Source organism: Rhodoferax sp. GW821-FHT10B06 (genome assembly GCF_059415605.1).
In genome coordinates, this window is the sequence record NZ_JBWKNO010000004.1 from 291,381 (window position 1) to 306,436 (window position 15,056).

Consider the following 15,056-nt stretch of genomic DNA (forward strand, 5'->3'; position numbering starts at 1 on the left):
AACGTATAAGCCCGCAATCGTAAGATTGCGGGCTTTTTACATTGTGCTGTGAGGTGCCAATATCCATGAGCAAAGCCTTTACACGCGAAAGCGATGCGGAAGACGAAGACGTTGACGTCTCTCCTACGGCAGCCTTGCCCTCCGGCAGCAAGAACTACATGACGCCCGAGGGTTGCGCCCGTTTGCGCGCCGAATTCAATACCTTGATGGAGGTTGAGCGCCCGAAGATCGTGGATGTGGTCTATTGGGCTGCCAGCAACGGCGACCGCTCGGAAAACGGTGACTACCTGTACGGCAAAAAGCGCCTGCGGGAAATTGACCGACGCATTCGTTTCTTGACCAAGCGCCTGGAAATTGCGGAAGTGGTGGACCCATCGGTTCATTTCGGTAGTGACCAGGTATTTTTTGGTGCCACGGTGGCGTACGAAGACGCCTCGGGCCAGCAACGCACGGTGACCATACGTGGCATAGATGAGGCCGATACCTCCCTGGGCCAAGTCAGCTGGGTGTCGCCGATCGCGCGGGCGCTGTTGAAAGCCCGGGTGGGCGATGTTGTGCGTTTGCAGTCGCCCGTAGGTATGCAGGACATCGAGGTACTGCGTGTGGACTACCCTGCGCCAGGAGCGGCGGCCTAGCAGCAGGTTAGCCTTAGGATGCCGGTGTAATGCGCTGAGCCCGGATCACCGAGGGTGTGCGCTGTACGTGGCGCAGCGCTACCTCCAGATGGGCCTGGTCGCGCACAGAGATCACGAAGCGCAGGTCGTTTGCGCCATGCGCTTCTTCCTGGCCCATGTCGACCTGGGTGATGTCCACCTCGGCAACGGCCAGCGCGGCCGCGACCTTGGCCAGCACGCCTTTTCCGCTGGTGACGGTGACAACGATGCCGGTTTCGAACTGCCGCATCGGCTCATCCGCCCAGTCCACGGCAATAAACCGTTCACTATCTTTGTACTGCAGGCGTTTGGCAACAGCGCAATTGGCGGTATGCACCGCCAAACCTTCTCCGCGCCCCAGGTAGCCGACGATGGCGTCTCCTGGAATGGGGCGGCAGCAGCGTGCAAACTGCACCGAGGTGTTCTCGCTACCGTCCAGTATGACCGCGCCCTGTGAGACAGTCTCATGCGCCATATAGCGCTCACGTGACAGCAGCAACGCGTCAGGTTTCTCTCCCTTTTCCGCCAGCAAGTGCACCAGTCGTTTGGCGACGATGCTGGCAACCCGTTTGCCCAGGCTGATGTCGGTCAGCAGTTCAATCCGGCTACGGTTGCCGGTGAAGCGCAGCAGCTTGTCCCAGATGGGTTGCTGTTCTGGGGTGGACTCGGGTAATCGTTCCAGACCTTCGGCGCGCAGGGCCTGTGTGAGCAGTTTTTCGCCCATGCTTTCAGACTCGGTCTGCGCCATGCTTTTCAGGTGGTGGCGGATCTTGGAGCGGGCCCTGCCAGTCCGCACAAAGCCTAGCCATGCCGGATTCGGGGCGGAGACCGAGGCGGTGATGATTTCGATGATGTCGCCGTTGCGCAGCTCGGTGCGCAACGGTACCTGCTCCCCATTGATTTTGGCGGCAACCGTGCGGTCACCCACATTACTGTGGATGGCGTAGGCAAAGTCCACCACGGTCGCGCCGCGCGGCATGGCCATGATCTGGCTTTTAGGCGTGAAGACATACACGGCGTCGGGGAACAGGTCCACCTTGACGTGGTCCCAGAACTCCGCCGCATCGCGGGTTTCATCCTGGATGTCGAGCAGGGATTGCAGCCATTTGGTGCCAAGGCGCTCGGCTGTGGCGCTGTCGGCATCGTTGGTTTTGTAGAGCCAGTGGGCGGCCACGCCGGATTCCGCAACCAGGTGCATGGCCTCTGTGCGCATTTGGAATTCCACGTTTACACCCGACGGCCCTACTAGCGTGGTATGCAGGGATTGATAGCCGTTGAGCTTGGCAATCGCGATATGGTCCTTGAATTTGCCTGGCACCGGCTTATACAGTTGGTGTAGCACGCCCAGTGCGGTGTAGCAGTCGGTGACGCTGGAGACGATGACCCGGAATCCGTAAATGTCCGTTACCTGGGCAAAGGTGAGGTGCTTGTCGGCCATCTTTTGGTAGATGGAATACAGGGTTTTTTCGCGTCCAGCGATGCGCACCTGCATGCCTGTTTGCGCAAAGGTGTTTTCGACCTCTTGCTGTACTTTTTGCACCAAGTCGCGTCGGCGGTTGCGTGCCTTGGTCACGGCCTTGGCCAAAATGGCATAGCGCCAGGGGCGCAGGTGGCGAAACGACAGGTCTTGCAGTTCGCGGTAGGTCTGGTTGAGCCCCAGGCGGTGGGCGATAGGGGCGTAGATTTCCAGGGTTTCGGAGGCGATGCGTCCCCATTTCGACCGGGGCATGTCGCCCATGGTGCGCATATTGTGGGTTCGATCGGCTAGCTTGATCAGTATCACCCGGACGTCGCGGGCCATGGCCAGCAGCATCTTTCGGAATGATTCGGCCTGGTTTTCTTCGCGTGTGTTGAATTGCAGTTTGTCCAGCTTGGTCAAGCCATCGACCAGCTCGGCAACCGGTGCGCCAAAACGTTCGATCAGTTCCGATTTGGTCGTGCCGCAGTCTTCCATGGCGTCATGCAGCAATGCCGCCATCAGCGCCTGCGCGTCGAGCTTCCAGGCCGCGCACTGGGCCGCAACTGCAATCGGGTGCGTGATATAGGGCTCACCGCTGTTACGCAATTGGCCCAGATGGGCTTCGTCGGCAAAGCGGTAGGCTTGCCGTACCTGCTCCACACTGGCGCTATCCAGGTAGTCTAGACTGGCCGTCAGGGCTGCGAAGCTGGCCGCCGCTGCGTTGGCTGCAGCTGGGCTGGCGCCGCGTCCGCCTTTATGGGGGGGCTGGGGCGGGGCTGTGCTGCTGGCAGGTAAAGGCGTGTCACTCATGTTGCAAATATAGCGTGGCTGTCACATGTCGCAGCCGGGCAATAAAAAAGGCACCGAATTTCGGTGCCTTTTAAAGTGTGCAGGCCTGCAAAGATCAGCTTGGGACCTTTTTCAGCATTTCCAGGCCGATTTTGCCGTCGGCAATCTCGCGCAATGCGGTGACCAGGGGCTTGTTCTTGCTCTCGATTTTCGGAGCATGGCCCTGGCTCAGCATGCGTGCGCGGTAGGTAGCTGCCAAAACCAGTTGAAAACGGTTAGGGATTTGCACCAGGCAATCTTCGACGGTGATACGGGCCATGAATTTCTCCAGAAAACTATGCGATGTTCAGGGATTTGAAGGTGTCGGCTCGGGCGCGGCGTTGGGCCGCAAACTTGAGCCGCTGGGCATGAACAATGGTTTTCATGTCGAAAACTGCCCGGTCAAATAGCTCGTTGATTATAACGAAGTCGAATTTATGCGCTTGCGCCATCTCTACGGCGGCATTGGCTAGGCGCAATTCGATAACGTCCGGAGCATCTTCGCCACGCCGCTCCAGGCGTGAGCGCAGCTCTTCCCAGCTGGGAGGCAGGATGAAGATCAGCACGGCATTGGCAAAAATCTGCTTGATCTGGATGGCGCCCTGGAAGTCGATTTCCAGAATCACATCTGCGCCCTGGGCCATGCGTTCTTCAATGGCTTTTTTGGACGTGCCGTAGCGGTTTCCGTGGACCTCGGCCCACTCCACAAAGGCGTCTGCCTGCACCATGGCATCGAATTCGGATTGCGATGTGAAAAAATATTCGCGACCGTGCTTTTCCTGGCCGCGCGGGGCTCGGGTGGTGTGCGATACCGAGGGTTGCACCTTGGAGTCGAGCTCCATCAGGGCCTTGACCAGGCTGGATTTCCCTGCGCCGCTGGGAGCGGCAACCACAATTAAATTTCCAGGATAGTCCATGGTGCTGGGGCGTCGGTGACGGCTGAAAAATGGCACATTCTATATTTGCCCTTGCCGTCGATGGACCAAAGCGGCTGTGCGTGTCCGTGGCGCCACGTACCGGCAATCGCTGACAATACAGCCTATGAATTGGTTAAACGAAGTGAAATGGGACGCCCAAGGGCTGGTTCCCGTGATTGCACAAGAAGCCTCCAGTGGAGATGTGTTGATGTTCGCCTGGATGAACCGCGAGGCGCTAGAAAAGACCGCCGCCCTGGGCAGGGCCGTGTACTTCAGCCGCTCGCGCAACCGCCTGTGGTTCAAGGGCGAAGAGTCGGGTCATGTCCAGACGGTGCATGAAATCCGCCTGGACTGTGACAATGATGTGATCCTGCTTAAGGTGACGCAGCAGGGCCATACCCCCGGTATTGCCTGCCACACTGGGCGTCACAGCTGCTTTTTCAGCGTGCTGGACATTGGAGCCGAGGGTGGAGCCACCTGGACAGCCATTGACCCGGTCTTGAAAGACCCGGCATCCATCTATAAATAACTGCTATGCAACTCCAAGACCCATTGGCCCGACTGGCCGCCGTGATTGATAGCCGCAAGCCAGCCCTTGGCGGTGACCCCAGCGCCAGCTATGTGGCGCGCTTGCTGCACAAGGGGCCGGATGCCTTTTTGAAGAAGATCGGGGAGGAAGCTACCGAGGCCGTGATGGCCGCAAAAGACGCCGAGCATGGCGGTGCGACCCCCGCTCTGAAGGCCAAATTTGTCAACGAAGTGGCAGACCTGTGGTTCCATTCCATGGTGGCTTTGGCCCATTTCGACCTGAGCCCGGCCGACGTGATTGCCGAACTGGAGCGCCGTGAAGGCACCAGCGGCATCGAGGAGAAAGCCCTGCGCAAGGTGTTGGCACGTGAGGCCCAGGCTCCAGGAGCGGCCCATGAGTGACGTGATCGATGTACATGCCGTGGACAGCGAGAAAGCGCAGGAGCTGAAAACCGTGGGCTGGGTCAGCTACATACTGCACCTGATCGTGGCTATTGGTGCCGTCATTCCTGGTGCACAGCCCGGTGCTGCTTTGCTGATCGTGGCCCTGGTGATCGATCTTGTGAAGAAGGGCGAGGCCGAAGGAACCTGGCAGGCCAGCCATTTTTCCTGGCGTATCCGCACCGTGTTGTGGGCCGGTGTGCTGTATGTGGTGACGGCACCGCTGTGGTTTCTCTTCATCTTGCCTGGCTGGATCGCCTGGGGCTTGATTTCATTGTGGTTTTTGTACCGTATCGTGCGCGGCATGGTGGCTATGAATGCCAGCCAAGCAGTAGGAGATAGCCTGTGACAACCCACCAGCACGATGCAAATTGCCTGTTTTGCAAGATTATTGCGGGGCAGATTCCGTCCAAGAAAGTCTATGAAGACGAAGAACTTTTCGTGTTCCACGACATCCATCCGTGGGCGCCAGTACATTTCCTGATGGTGCCGAAGCCGCATATTCCGTCCATGGCGCAGTTGCAGCCGGAACATGCGGCGCTGGTTGGGCGCATGATGGTATTGGCCCCGCAACTGGCTGCGCAGGAGGGCTGCAGGCCCTACCCGCAAGGCGGGTTTAGGGTGATTGCAAATACCGGCGATGATGGCGGGCAGGAGGTGCACCATTTGCATTTGCACGTGATCGGCGGTCCGCGACCCTGGCTGAAGGGCTAGGCTTTTACCTGGCGGTTGGCCTCTGCTGTCATGCCTGCCGACTAGAATCAAACATACATTGTTAGGAGCATTCCATGGGTTCTTTTTCTATCTGGCATTGGTTGATCGTCCTGTTGATCGTGGTCATGGTGTTCGGCACCAAGAAGCTGAAGAACATGGGCAGCGACCTGGGTGGCGCGGTGAAGGGCTTCAAGGACGGCATGCGCGACGGCGCGGCGACCGAAGAAGACAAGCCTGCAGCCCAAGTGGGCAGCACCACGGGCGCACAAAAAACCACGATCGACGTGGAAGCCAAGACCAAGTCTTGAGCACTGAGCAGATTTCACAGCTGTGATCGATCTCGGCATCTCGAAAATGGCGCTGATCGGCGCGGTGGCGTTGATCGTCATCGGGCCGGAAAAGCTGCCGCGCGTCGCGCGCACCGTGGGGACCTTGCTGGGCAAGGCGCAGCGTTATGTGGCCGACGTCAAGGCCGAAGTCAACCGGTCCATGGACCTGGATGAGCTGAAGAAAATGAAGGAAACGATGGAAGGTGCAGCGCGCGATGTGCACCAGTCCATCCAGACCAACGTCAGCGACTTTGAAAAGCAGGTGACAGACGACGGCTCCAGCGCCCTGGCAGCGCCTGACTACGACTATGCGCAGTACCCTGAATACAAGCGCCCCCAAAAGCGCTGGCGGCTCAAGCAGGGCGCAACGCCGCAGTGGTTCAAGGCGCGTACCGGCGTGCGTACCAAGGCGCTCTCGGGTGCGGCCCGCGTGGCGCGCTACCGTCCCCAGAAAATCAATTAACAGAGGCCAGCCGGCCTCTGTGTCTGTTTGGGCATGCCCCAATGAATGTCCACGATGTCTGATCCACACAACAAGCAAGACGACGAACTAGCCGGAACCGAGCAGCCCTTTGTGCAGCACCTGATGGAGCTGCGTGACCGCCTGGTGAAGGCTTTGCTGGCCGTGCTGGTGGCTGCCGGTGGTTTGGCGCTGTACCCCGGCCCGGCGCGTCTATACGACATGCTGGCCTCGCCCTTGGTGGCGGCCATGCCAGAAGGCAGTTCGCTGATCGCCACTTCGGTGATCTCGCCGTTCATGGTGCCCATCCAGGTGATGTTCATGGCGGCGTTGATGATTGCGCTGCCGGTGGTGCTGTGGCAGGTCTGGGCATTTGTAGCGCCAGGCCTGTATTCGCACGAGAAAAAACTGGTGCTACCCCTGGTGGTATCGAGCACGCTGCTGTTCTTCGTGGGCGTGGCGTTCTGTTACTTCTTCGTGTTTGGGCAGGTGTTCAAGTTCATCCAGAACTTCGCGCCGCACAGCATCAAGGCGACGCCGGATGTTGAAGCCTATCTGAGCTTTGTGCTCACCATGTTCCTGGCCTTCGGCCTGGCCTTTGAGGTGCCTATCGTGGTGGTGGTGTTGGCCCGTATGGGTCTGGTCAGCATCGACAAGCTGAAGAGCTTTCGCGGCTACTTCGTGGTGTTGGCCTTCATCGTGGCTGCTGTGGTGACCCCGCCCGATGTGGTGTCGCAGCTGGCGCTGGCCATTCCCATGTGCCTGCTGTACGAGATGGGCATCTGGGCCGCGCAGGTTTTCATCAAGCACACCCAGTCGCCAGACGACGCCAAACCCGCAGAATCTTGATCAAATATGCCTCTGGCGCATGATTTATCTACGCCAGTAGCTATTGAAACTGTAGCGGATTAGCGCTCTTGCCGCGCGGGCTTGGGGCGGAGGCCCGGGGTCACGTCCAAGCTCAGTTCCTTGTCCTGGCGCAGCACGCTGAATTTGCTGGCGGTGCCAGGCTTGAGCATGGCCACGCTGGTCAGCAGCTCCGACACGGTGCTCACCGGCTTATCCCCCACCATCTTGATCACATCGCCCGGCCGGATGCCAGCATGGGCTGCCGGGCCGTTTTGCAGCACTCCGGTGATGATTACGCCCTGCAGCGTCTTCACGCCGAAGGTCTCGGCCAGTTCGGGGGATAGGTCGTTGGGCTCCACGCCTATCCAGCCGCGGCGCACCTGGCCTTCGGTGACGATGCCTTCCAGCACCAGCTTGGCGGTCGATACGGGTATGGCGAAGCCAATGCCCATGCTGCCGCCGGAGCGCGAGTAGATGGCGGTGTTGATGCCCATCAGATTGCCATTCACGTCTACCAGCGCACCGCCGGAGTTGCCCGGGTTGATGGCTGCGTCGGTCTGGATGAAGTTCTCAAAGGTGTTGATGCCCAACTGGTTGCGGCCCAGCGCGCTGACGATGCCGCTGGTGACTGTCTGGCCCACGCCAAACGGGTTGCCGATCGCCAGCACCTGGTCGCCCACCTGCAGTGCGTCCGAGCTGCCCAGCACCATCACCGGCAGCTTGTCCAGCGTGATCTTCAGGATGGCCAGGTCGGTGTCCGGGTCGGTGCCTATCACCTGGGCCTGCACGTGGCGGCTGTCGGTGAGCGTGACTTCGATGGAGTCCGCGCCTTCCACCACGTGGTTATTGGTCAGGATATAGCCGCTGTCGCTGACGATTACGCCGCTGCCCAGGCCGACCTGGGCCTGGCTGCCGCGATCGCCAAAGAAGAATTTGAACCAGGGATCGTCGCTGCGCGGGTCGCGCTCAGCCATTTTGCTGGTGTTGATGCTGACCACCGCCGGCGAGGCTTTTTTTGCGGCGGCACTGAAGCTACCCGAAGCCGGGGCGCTGGACGCGCTGGCGGGGGCTTCGATCAAGGAGATGGTGCTGCCGGAAAACGGCCGCTTGCCCAGCCACTCGGGCTTGAGCGTGGTGACGACGAAATAGGCGGCCAGCAGAATGGTGGCGGTTTGGGCAAACAGGAGCCAGAGGCGCTTCATGGTGGGAAATATGGTGGAGTGGCGTGGCGGGTAGAGCGGCCGCAAACACAGACAAATAAGCCATTGTCTCCCAAGCCGCAGGGACGCCACAACCCAAGCGGGTTTGCGCCGTTCCGTCGTGACCAGAGCTAGCCCGATGCAGCGCGGGGTGTGCCGTAGCTGCGAAAATGCTGCCATGAGTACCTCTCGCACCGCACTGCTGCAGGCTTTTGATGCCTTGCTACAACCCGTACGCTTCAAGGACTACGGGCCGAACGGCCTGCAGGTCGAAGGCAAGCCCCAGATCACACGTATTGTCTCGGGCGTCACCGCCAGTCTGGCATTGATTGAAGCAGCCGTGGCCCAGCAGGCCGACGCCATCTTTGTACACCATGGCTTGTTCTGGCGGGGGCAGAGCGGCACGGTGACCGGTTGGATGAAGCAGCGCCTGGCCTTGCTGCTGGCCCATGACATCAACCTCTATGCCTACCATCTGCCACTTGATGCCCACCCCACGCTGGGCAACAACGCCCAGCTGGGCGCGCGCTTGGGTTTGCTGGGGGCAGGGCAGTTTGGCGACAATGAGCTGGGCTTTCTGGGCGAGCGCGCCGATGGCGGTGTTTTCGACTCCGTGCAAGCCTTGGCTCAGCATGTAGAAAAAGTACTGGATAGGCCGGTAGTGCAGATTCCTGGTGCGCAGGGAGCTATTAAAAAGATAGCTTGGTGCACGGGCGGTGCGCAAGGCTATTTCGAGGCTGCCATCGCCGCCGGGGCCGATGCTTTCATCACCGGCGAGATTTCCGAACCCCAGGCCCACTACGCGCGTGAATGCGGCGTGGCTTTCATCGCTTGCGGCCACCATGCCAGCGAACGCTACGGAGCGCCTGCGGTGGCGGCCCATGTGGCGGAGCAACTGGGTGTGGCCCACACCTTCATCGACATACCCAATCCCGCATGATGCCAGCCCTGCAAGCTCCTATTGCCATTACCTTGGGCGACCCGGCCGGTATCGGTCCGGAAACCATTGCCAAGGCCTTCCGTGACGCGCCCGATGCCACCCAGGGCTGTTTTGTGGCCGGTGATCTGGCCACTGTGCGCCGCGCCTCTCAACTGGTCAGCGGTCCCGGCCAGCCCGGCCTGCCAGTGGCGCTGATTGCGGCACCGCAGGAGGTCTGGTCCGTACCGCCCCGCTGCATCCCGGTGCTACAAATAACGGAGCATTTCCCGCAGATACCATATGCGCAAGTGAGCGCTTTGGCGGGTAAGGTTGCGGCCGATTGCGTGGTTTGGGCCAGCCGTGCGGCTCTGCGCGGTGAGCTGGCGGCGGTGGTGACCGCCCCCTTGCACAAAGAGGCGCTGGCGGCTGCCGGCGTGCCGTTTCCAGGCCACACCGAGCTGCTGCAGGCCGAGGCTGCGGCCTTTCTCGGTAAGCCGGTGCAGGACGTGCCGGTGCGCATGATGCTGGCCAACGACGAGCTGCGCACGGTGCTGGTCAGCATCCATCTGTCATTGCGCCATGCGATTGACGCGGTGACCTTGGGCGGCGTGCTGCAAACCCTGCGCATCACCCACCAGTCTGTGGGTACGGCATTGGGCCGCGCGCCACGCATCGGCGTGGCCGGGTTGAATCCGCACGCGGGTGAAGGGGGCTTGTTTGGCCGGGAAGAGATGGACACCATCATTCCCGCTATCCAGACTGCGCGGGCGGAGGGTATGGATGTCCATGGGCCTTATGCGCCCGACACCGTCTTCATGCGTGCCCGCGCCAAGAATGGCCAGCCGGGCGAGTTCGATGTAGTGGTCGCCATGTACCACGACCAGGGCCTGATCCCCGTGAAATACCTGGGTGTGGAGCAGGGCGTGAACGTGACGTTGGGCCTGCCGCTGGTGCGCACCAGCCCGGACCACGGTACGGCGTTTGATATTGCAGGCACGGGCGTTGCCGATGCGTCCAGCCTGGTGGCCGCCATCCGCATGGCGCGCCGGCTGTGCCGCTTTCCGTGACATTGGGCTGATAAAAAACCCCGCCAGCACAAGATTGGCGGGTGTTTTTTGCTATGGAAAATAGAGTGCTGTTATGGGGCGGGTCTATTTGTTCAGGCTATCGCGGATTTGGCGCAGCAGCAAGATGTCTTCGGGTGTTACCGGTTCTGCGGCAACGGGCGCCGGTGCATCTTTCTTGAAGCGGTTGATCTGCTTCACCATCATGAAAATGATGAAAGCCAGAATTGCGAAGTTCACCGCTACGGTGATGAAGTTGCCATAGGCAAACACCGGCACGCCAGCTTTCTTGAGCTCAGCCACAGTCATCGCCGTGCCTGCTGGTGGTGTGCCGAGTACGACGAACATGCTGGAAAAATCGAGCTTGCCGAAAATCGTGCCCACCACCGGCATGATCAGGTCGCCCACTACAGAATCCACAATCTTGCCAAAAGCGCCACCGATGATGACACCGACGGCGAGGTCGATCACGTTGCCTTTTACGGCGAATTCCTTGAATTCCTGCAGCATGCCCATGTCTTTTCCTGGTAGTTTGACGAGGGTCATTATTCTCCACAATATCGGCCACATGGACCAGTTGTAGCGGGTTTGCCGGGATGGGGTGAACGATATCGCTCGGATACAATCAGTAGTTGATCCCAAACGGCAATGAATTTGAGGACCCCCATGAGTGATGCTTCAGTGGACAACAGTAAGCGAACGTGGTTGATTGCATCCGGTTGTGCCGGTGCTGTGGGTGGCGTAGCAACCGCCATCCCTTTCGTAAGTACCTTTCAGCCTTCAGAGCGCGCCAAAGCCGCCGGTGCTGCGGTAGAAGCCGATATCTCGGGCCTCAAGCCGGGTGAAAAAATGACGGTGGAATGGCGCGGCAAGCCCGTATGGATTTTGCGCCGTACGCCGGAGCAGGTCGCCGAGCTGCCCAAGCTGGATGCTGAGTTGGCTGACCCCAAATCGTTGCGCAATCCTTCCGAATTCACACCGGAATACGCCCGCAACGAAGGGCGTTCCATCAAGCCGGAATTTCTGGTGGTCGTAGGTATATGTACCCACTTAGGGTGCTCACCTTCGGATAAGTTCACACCGGGGCCCCAACCATCTTTGCCCAGTGACTGGGCAGGTGGCTTTCTCTGCCCATGCCATGGCTCGACTTTCGACATGGCAGGTCGCGTCTACAAGAATAAACCCGCCCCAGACAACTTGCCAGTTCCGCCGCACATGTATCTCTCGGATACGCGGCTGCTGATTGGTGAAGATAAGAAGGCTTGAGGGAACCCCACATGGCTGTATATAAAGAAATCTCCCCCAATGCCAGCGGCCCAGAAAAGCTGTTGAATTGGGTAGACAATCGCTTCCCGGCAAGCAAGCTCTTCAAAGAGCATATGTCGGAGTACTACGCACCCAAGAACTTCAACTTCTGGTACATCTTTGGTTCCTTGTCCCTGTTGGTGCTGGTGCTGCAAATCGTCACCGGCATCTTTCTGGTGATGCACTACAAGCCAGATTCCAACCTGGCGTTTGCCTCGGTGGAATACATCATGCGCGATGTGCCCTGGGGCTGGTTGATACGCTATATGCATTCCACTGGCGCATCGGCGTTCTTCGTGGTCGTGTACCTGCATATGTTTCGTGGCTTGCTGTACGGTTCGTATCGCAAGCCGCGTGAATTGGTGTGGATATTCGGTTGCGCGATCTTTCTATGTCTGATGGCCGAAGCTTTTATGGGCTATTTGCTGCCCTGGGGGCAAATGAGCTATTGGGGTGCGCAGGTGATCGTGAATCTGTTCTCTGCCATTCCTTTCGTAGGCCCGGATCTGGCCCTGCTGATCCGTGGCGATTACGTGGTGGGTGATGCGACTCTGAACCGCTTCTTCAGCTTTCATGTGATTGCTGTGCCCTTGGTCTTGCTGGGCCTGGTGGCGGCACACATCATTGCGCTGCATGAAGTCGGCTCCAACAACCCTGACGGTGTAGAAATCAAGGGTCCGAATGCTCCCAAGGATGCGAATGGCCATCCTCTGGACGGAATTCCGTTTCACCCCTATTACTCGGTGCACGACATCTTCGGTGTCAGCGTGTTCTTGATGGTATTTACGGCCATCATCTTTTTTGCGCCAGAGTTTGGTGGCTACTTTCTGGAATACAACAACTTCATTCCGGCTGATTCGCTAAAGACGCCTTTGCACATTGCTCCGGTGTGGTACTTCACCCCGTTCTATTCCATGCTGCGAGCGATTACCAGTGAGATGATGTACGCACTGATCGCTTGTGTGGTGGGTGGTGCGGCCCTTGGCGTGTTCAAGTTCAAGTTGCCGAGCTTTGTCAAGGCGGCCATCGTGGTGGTGGCTGCGGGCGTGGTGGCCATGATGATGTCGATTGACGCCAAGTTCTGGGGTGTGGTTGCCATGGGAGGCGCGGTCATCATATTGTTCTTCCTGCCTTGGCTGGATCACAGCCCCGTGAAGTCCATCCGTTATCGTCCCAGCTGGCACAAATATGTGTATGCGGTGTTTGTCGTGAATTTCCTGGTTCTTGGTTATTTGGGTGTGCAGCCACCATCGGATATCGGTGGCCGCGTTTCGCAGATTGGCACGCTGTTCTATTTCGGTTTCTTTCTGCTGATGCCGTGGTGGAGTCGCTTGGGAACGCCCAAGCCCGTGCCCAGTCGCATAACCTTTACTGCGCACTAAGCCGGAGATTCTGAATATGAAAAAACTGATTCTCGGCATGCTCGCAGCGCTGACACTGTCTTTCGGTGCACAGGCTTCTGAAGGCAATGAGGTTCATTGGGACAAGGCGCCCAATAAGACCAATGACCTGGCCGCCTTGCAAAACGGCGCCAAGTTATTCGTCAATTACTGCCTGAGCTGCCACTCCGCGGCGTTCATGCGTTTCAACCGTTTACGGGATATCGGGCTGACCGATCAGCAGATCAAGGATAATCTGCTGTTCACTACCGAAAAGGTTGGCGAAACCATGAAGGCGGCCATCGACCCTCGACAGGCCAAAGACTGGTTCGGTGCCAACCCGCCCGATCTGACGTTGATTACCCGTTCGCGCTCCGGTCACGGTGGTACTGGTGCAGATTACTTGTATACCTATTTGCGTAGTTACTATCCAGACGATACCAAGCCGACGGGCTGGAATAATCTGGTGTTCCCGAATGTGGGCATGCCCCATGTTTTGTGGGAACTGCAAGGAAGCCGCAAGCCTGTTTATGCGGAAGTCGAAGAGCATGGGCATGAGGTGAAGGTGTTCAAGGGATGGGAGCAAGTGACTCCCGGTACCATGACTCCTTTGCAGTACGAACAGGCTGTGGGTGATTTGGTGAGCTATCTCCAGTGGATGGGCGAGCCGGCGCAGAACAGCCGCGTGCGGGTGGGTGTCTGGGTGCTATTGTTTTTGGGGGTGTTGACTCTCTTCACGTGGCGGCTCAATGCGGCGTTCTGGAAAGACGTCAAGTAGACCTGTTGCAGTATTTGGTGTCCCGGGCCTTATACCCGGGATTTGTAGAGTGGGCATGCATTGCGCACCCCACTCTTTTTGATTTTTAGGAGCCCTTTGCCATGATGGTCTTGTATTCAGGAACGACCTGCCCGTTTTCCCACCGCTGCCGTTTCGTATTGTTTGAAAAGGGCATGGACTTCGAAATCCGCGATGTGGACCTCTACAACAAACCCGAAGACATCAGCGTCATGAATCCTTACGGGCAAGTGCCGATTCTGGTGGAGCGGGATCTGATCTTGTATGAGTCGAACATCATCAATGAATACATTGATGAGCGTTTCCCCCATCCCCAGCTGATGCCCGGTGATCCGGTGGATCGTGCACGCGTACGTCTGTTCTTGCTCAATTTCGAAAAGGAATTGTTCGTGCACGTTGCGCTGCTGGAGTCGCGCGCTTCCAAAGGTAATGAAAAAGCACTGGAAAAGGCCCGTGCCCACATCCGTGATCGCCTGACCCAATTGGCCCCCGTGTTCTTGAAGAACAAGTACATGTTGGGTGACAACTTCTCCATGCTGGATGTGGCGATTGCTCCTTTGCTGTGGCGCCTGGATTTCTATGGCATCGACCTGAGCAAGAATGCGGCTCCGTTGCTGAAGTATGCTGAACGGATTTTCTCCCGTCCTGCCTATATCGAGGCATTGACGCCGTCTGAAAAAGTGATGCGCAAGTAAGCAGGAGTATCGGTTGTCCATCATGCAAGCCTTGGATTCGACTTCCACGCGCCCCTACTTGATCAGGGCGCTGTACGAGTGGTGTACCGACAATGGATTTACGCCTTACGTAGCTGTGCTGGTCGATGATTCGGTGCAGGTTCCGCGGGAGTATGTGAAGGATGGTGAGATTGTTCTCAACATCAGCTTTGATGCGACCAGCTCGCTCAAGCTGGGGAATGATTTCATCGAGTTCAAAGCCCGCTTCGCGGGGACTCCACGTGAGATCTTGGTGCCGATTGGCCGCGTGATTGCTATTTATGCGCGTGAAAACGGCCAGGGTATGGCATTCCCTTCACCGGTGGCGGGGCCAGCGCCCACTGCCGATGCCGTGGTGAAGAGCTCTCCAAGTGCGGTGGTTACGGATGCTTCTCTCAAGGGAGTGGCGTTGGATGCTGATGAGGGCGGTGAGCCTCCTGAGCCCCCGCGGCCATCGAGCGGAGCGCGACCGGCATTGAAGCGCGTGAAGTAAAAAGATGGGT

Annotated in this window: 20 protein-coding genes; 15 read left to right on the forward strand and 5 right to left on the reverse strand. The window is 58.5% G+C overall.

Annotated elements, in window-relative coordinates; genetic code table 11:
• Positions 1 to 65: 65 nt before the first annotated feature.
• Positions 66 to 635: a transcription elongation factor GreB gene (greB, locus tag AC07O2_RS08760; RefSeq protein ID WP_495075347.1), complete on the forward strand. Its 570-nt coding sequence runs from the start codon at positions 66 to 68 to the stop codon at positions 633 to 635.
• A 13-nt stretch (positions 636 to 648) separates the two neighbouring features.
• On the opposite strand, the gene AC07O2_RS08765 is transcribed toward greB, so the two are convergent.
• The 3 genes from AC07O2_RS08765 to gmk all read right to left on the reverse strand — a co-directional run bounded on the left by AC07O2_RS08765 (position 649) and on the right by gmk (position 3,857).
• Positions 649 to 2,922 carry a RelA/SpoT family protein gene (locus AC07O2_RS08765; RefSeq protein WP_495075348.1) on the reverse strand — a complete coding sequence of 758 codons (2,274 nt, stop codon included), beginning with the start codon at positions 2,920 to 2,922 and terminating at the stop codon, positions 649 to 651.
• Between the two features lie 94 nt (positions 2,923 to 3,016).
• The gene (gene rpoZ, locus AC07O2_RS08770) at positions 3,017 to 3,220 is read right to left on the reverse strand and encodes a DNA-directed RNA polymerase subunit omega (protein ID WP_495075349.1); all 204 of its coding nucleotides are present in this window, start codon (positions 3,218 to 3,220) and stop codon (positions 3,017 to 3,019) included.
• Positions 3,221 to 3,236: 16 nt separating this feature from the next.
• A complete protein-coding gene (gene gmk / locus AC07O2_RS08775; RefSeq protein WP_495075350.1) occupies positions 3,237 to 3,857 on the reverse strand; it encodes a guanylate kinase in 621 nt (206 codons plus the stop codon).
• A 115-nt stretch (positions 3,858 to 3,972) separates the two neighbouring features.
• On the opposite strand from gmk, the gene hisI reads away from it, so the two are divergent.
• The 7 genes from hisI (at position 3,973) to tatC (ending at position 7,178) form a co-directional block, all read left to right on the forward strand.
• Positions 3,973 to 4,386, forward strand: a complete 414-nt coding sequence (gene hisI / locus AC07O2_RS08780) for a phosphoribosyl-AMP cyclohydrolase (RefSeq protein ID WP_495075486.1) — start codon at positions 3,973 to 3,975, stop codon at positions 4,384 to 4,386.
• Positions 4,387 to 4,391: 5 nt separating this feature from the next.
• On the forward strand, positions 4,392 to 4,787 hold the full coding sequence (locus tag AC07O2_RS08785) for a phosphoribosyl-ATP diphosphatase (protein ID WP_495075351.1): 396 nt from the start codon (positions 4,392 to 4,394) through the stop codon (positions 4,785 to 4,787).
• Positions 4,780 to 5,175, forward strand: a complete 396-nt coding sequence (locus AC07O2_RS08790) for a DUF4870 family protein (RefSeq protein ID WP_495075352.1) — start codon at positions 4,780 to 4,782, stop codon at positions 5,173 to 5,175. The genes AC07O2_RS08785 and AC07O2_RS08790 overlap by 8 nt, the downstream gene beginning before the upstream one ends.
• Positions 5,172 to 5,540, forward strand: coding sequence for a histidine triad nucleotide-binding protein (locus AC07O2_RS08795; protein ID WP_495075353.1), 369 nt, complete (start codon positions 5,172 to 5,174; stop codon positions 5,538 to 5,540). The genes AC07O2_RS08790 and AC07O2_RS08795 overlap by 4 nt, the downstream gene beginning before the upstream one ends.
• Positions 5,541 to 5,614: 74 nt before the next feature.
• A complete protein-coding gene (gene tatA / locus AC07O2_RS08800; protein WP_495075354.1) occupies positions 5,615 to 5,848 on the forward strand; it encodes a Sec-independent protein translocase subunit TatA in 234 nt (77 codons plus the stop codon).
• A gap of 22 nt (positions 5,849 to 5,870) precedes the next feature.
• A complete protein-coding gene (tatB, locus tag AC07O2_RS08805; RefSeq protein ID WP_495075355.1) occupies positions 5,871 to 6,332 on the forward strand; it encodes a Sec-independent protein translocase protein TatB in 462 nt (153 codons plus the stop codon).
• A 54-nt stretch (positions 6,333 to 6,386) separates the two neighbouring features.
• Positions 6,387 to 7,178, forward strand: coding sequence for a twin-arginine translocase subunit TatC (tatC, locus tag AC07O2_RS08810; protein ID WP_495075356.1), 792 nt, complete (start codon positions 6,387 to 6,389; stop codon positions 7,176 to 7,178).
• A gap of 59 nt (positions 7,179 to 7,237) precedes the next feature.
• Here the strand turns inward: tatC and AC07O2_RS08815 are convergent, their stop codons facing one another.
• The gene (locus AC07O2_RS08815) at positions 7,238 to 8,380 is read right to left on the reverse strand and encodes a S1C family serine protease (RefSeq protein WP_495075357.1); all 1,143 of its coding nucleotides are present in this window, start codon (positions 8,378 to 8,380) and stop codon (positions 7,238 to 7,240) included.
• A 175-nt stretch (positions 8,381 to 8,555) separates the two neighbouring features.
• Between AC07O2_RS08815 and AC07O2_RS08820 the strand changes: the two genes are divergently transcribed.
• Positions 8,556 to 9,317 carry a Nif3-like dinuclear metal center hexameric protein gene (locus AC07O2_RS08820; RefSeq protein ID WP_495075358.1) on the forward strand — a complete coding sequence of 254 codons (762 nt, stop codon included), beginning with the start codon at positions 8,556 to 8,558 and terminating at the stop codon, positions 9,315 to 9,317.
• Positions 9,317 to 10,363: a 4-hydroxythreonine-4-phosphate dehydrogenase PdxA gene (gene pdxA / locus AC07O2_RS08825; protein WP_495075359.1), complete on the forward strand. Its 1,047-nt coding sequence runs from the start codon at positions 9,317 to 9,319 to the stop codon at positions 10,361 to 10,363. The genes AC07O2_RS08820 and pdxA overlap by 1 nt, the downstream gene beginning before the upstream one ends.
• Before the next feature lie 84 nt (positions 10,364 to 10,447).
• On the opposite strand, the gene mscL is transcribed toward pdxA, so the two are convergent.
• A complete protein-coding gene (gene mscL / locus AC07O2_RS08830; RefSeq protein ID WP_495075487.1) occupies positions 10,448 to 10,876 on the reverse strand; it encodes a large conductance mechanosensitive channel protein MscL in 429 nt (142 codons plus the stop codon).
• A 150-nt stretch (positions 10,877 to 11,026) separates the two neighbouring features.
• On the opposite strand from mscL, the gene petA reads away from it, so the two are divergent.
• From petA to AC07O2_RS08855, 5 genes are all read left to right on the forward strand, one after another.
• The gene (gene petA, locus AC07O2_RS08835; protein WP_495075360.1) at positions 11,027 to 11,626 is read left to right on the forward strand and encodes a ubiquinol-cytochrome c reductase iron-sulfur subunit; all 600 of its coding nucleotides are present in this window, start codon (positions 11,027 to 11,029) and stop codon (positions 11,624 to 11,626) included.
• 11 nt (positions 11,627 to 11,637) lie between these two features.
• Positions 11,638 to 13,047 carry a cytochrome b gene (locus AC07O2_RS08840; RefSeq protein ID WP_495075361.1) on the forward strand — a complete coding sequence of 470 codons (1,410 nt, stop codon included), beginning with the start codon at positions 11,638 to 11,640 and terminating at the stop codon, positions 13,045 to 13,047.
• 16 nt (positions 13,048 to 13,063) lie between these two features.
• A complete protein-coding gene (locus tag AC07O2_RS08845; protein WP_495075362.1) occupies positions 13,064 to 13,822 on the forward strand; it encodes a cytochrome c1 in 759 nt (252 codons plus the stop codon).
• A gap of 101 nt (positions 13,823 to 13,923) precedes the next feature.
• Entirely contained in the window at positions 13,924 to 14,535 is a 612-nt protein-coding gene (locus AC07O2_RS08850) for a glutathione S-transferase N-terminal domain-containing protein (protein WP_490592425.1), read from the forward strand.
• Between the two features lie 22 nt (positions 14,536 to 14,557).
• Entirely contained in the window at positions 14,558 to 15,046 is a 489-nt protein-coding gene (locus tag AC07O2_RS08855) for a ClpXP protease specificity-enhancing factor (protein WP_495075488.1), read from the forward strand.
• Positions 15,047 to 15,056 lie beyond the last annotated feature (10 nt).

Bases quoted from the DNA above. Each gene is read 5' to 3' on its own strand.
- AC07O2_RS08815 (WP_495075357.1), bottom strand. From the start codon at position 8,380: ATGAAGCGCCTCTGGCTCCTGTTTGCCCAAACCGCCACCATTCTGCTG.
- AC07O2_RS08765 (WP_495075348.1), bottom strand. From the start codon at position 2,922: ATGAGTGACACGCCTTTACCTGCCAGCAGCACAGCCCCGCCCCAGCCC.
- AC07O2_RS08820 (WP_495075358.1), top strand. From the start codon at position 8,556: ATGAGTACCTCTCGCACCGCACTGCTGCAGGCTTTTGATGCCTTGCTA.
- mscL (WP_495075487.1), bottom strand. From the start codon at position 10,876: ATGGGCATGCTGCAGGAATTCAAGGAATTCGCCGTAAAAGGCAACGTG.
- petA (WP_495075360.1), top strand. From the start codon at position 11,027: ATGAGTGATGCTTCAGTGGACAACAGTAAGCGAACGTGGTTGATTGCA.
- tatA (WP_495075354.1), top strand. From the start codon at position 5,615: ATGGGTTCTTTTTCTATCTGGCATTGGTTGATCGTCCTGTTGATCGTG.
- greB (WP_495075347.1), top strand. From the start codon at position 66: ATGAGCAAAGCCTTTACACGCGAAAGCGATGCGGAAGACGAAGACGTT.
- tatC (WP_495075356.1), top strand. From the start codon at position 6,387: ATGTCTGATCCACACAACAAGCAAGACGACGAACTAGCCGGAACCGAG.
- pdxA (WP_495075359.1), top strand. From the start codon at position 9,317: ATGCCAGCCCTGCAAGCTCCTATTGCCATTACCTTGGGCGACCCGGCC.
- AC07O2_RS08855 (WP_495075488.1), top strand. From the start codon at position 14,558: ATGCAAGCCTTGGATTCGACTTCCACGCGCCCCTACTTGATCAGGGCG.
- AC07O2_RS08850 (WP_490592425.1), top strand. From the start codon at position 13,924: ATGATGGTCTTGTATTCAGGAACGACCTGCCCGTTTTCCCACCGCTGC.
- rpoZ (WP_495075349.1), bottom strand. From the start codon at position 3,220: ATGGCCCGTATCACCGTCGAAGATTGCCTGGTGCAAATCCCTAACCGT.
- AC07O2_RS08840 (WP_495075361.1), top strand. From the start codon at position 11,638: ATGGCTGTATATAAAGAAATCTCCCCCAATGCCAGCGGCCCAGAAAAG.
- AC07O2_RS08790 (WP_495075352.1), top strand. From the start codon at position 4,780: ATGAGTGACGTGATCGATGTACATGCCGTGGACAGCGAGAAAGCGCAG.
- AC07O2_RS08785 (WP_495075351.1), top strand. From the start codon at position 4,392: ATGCAACTCCAAGACCCATTGGCCCGACTGGCCGCCGTGATTGATAGC.
- AC07O2_RS08845 (WP_495075362.1), top strand. From the start codon at position 13,064: ATGAAAAAACTGATTCTCGGCATGCTCGCAGCGCTGACACTGTCTTTC.
- gmk (WP_495075350.1), bottom strand. From the start codon at position 3,857: ATGGACTATCCTGGAAATTTAATTGTGGTTGCCGCTCCCAGCGGCGCA.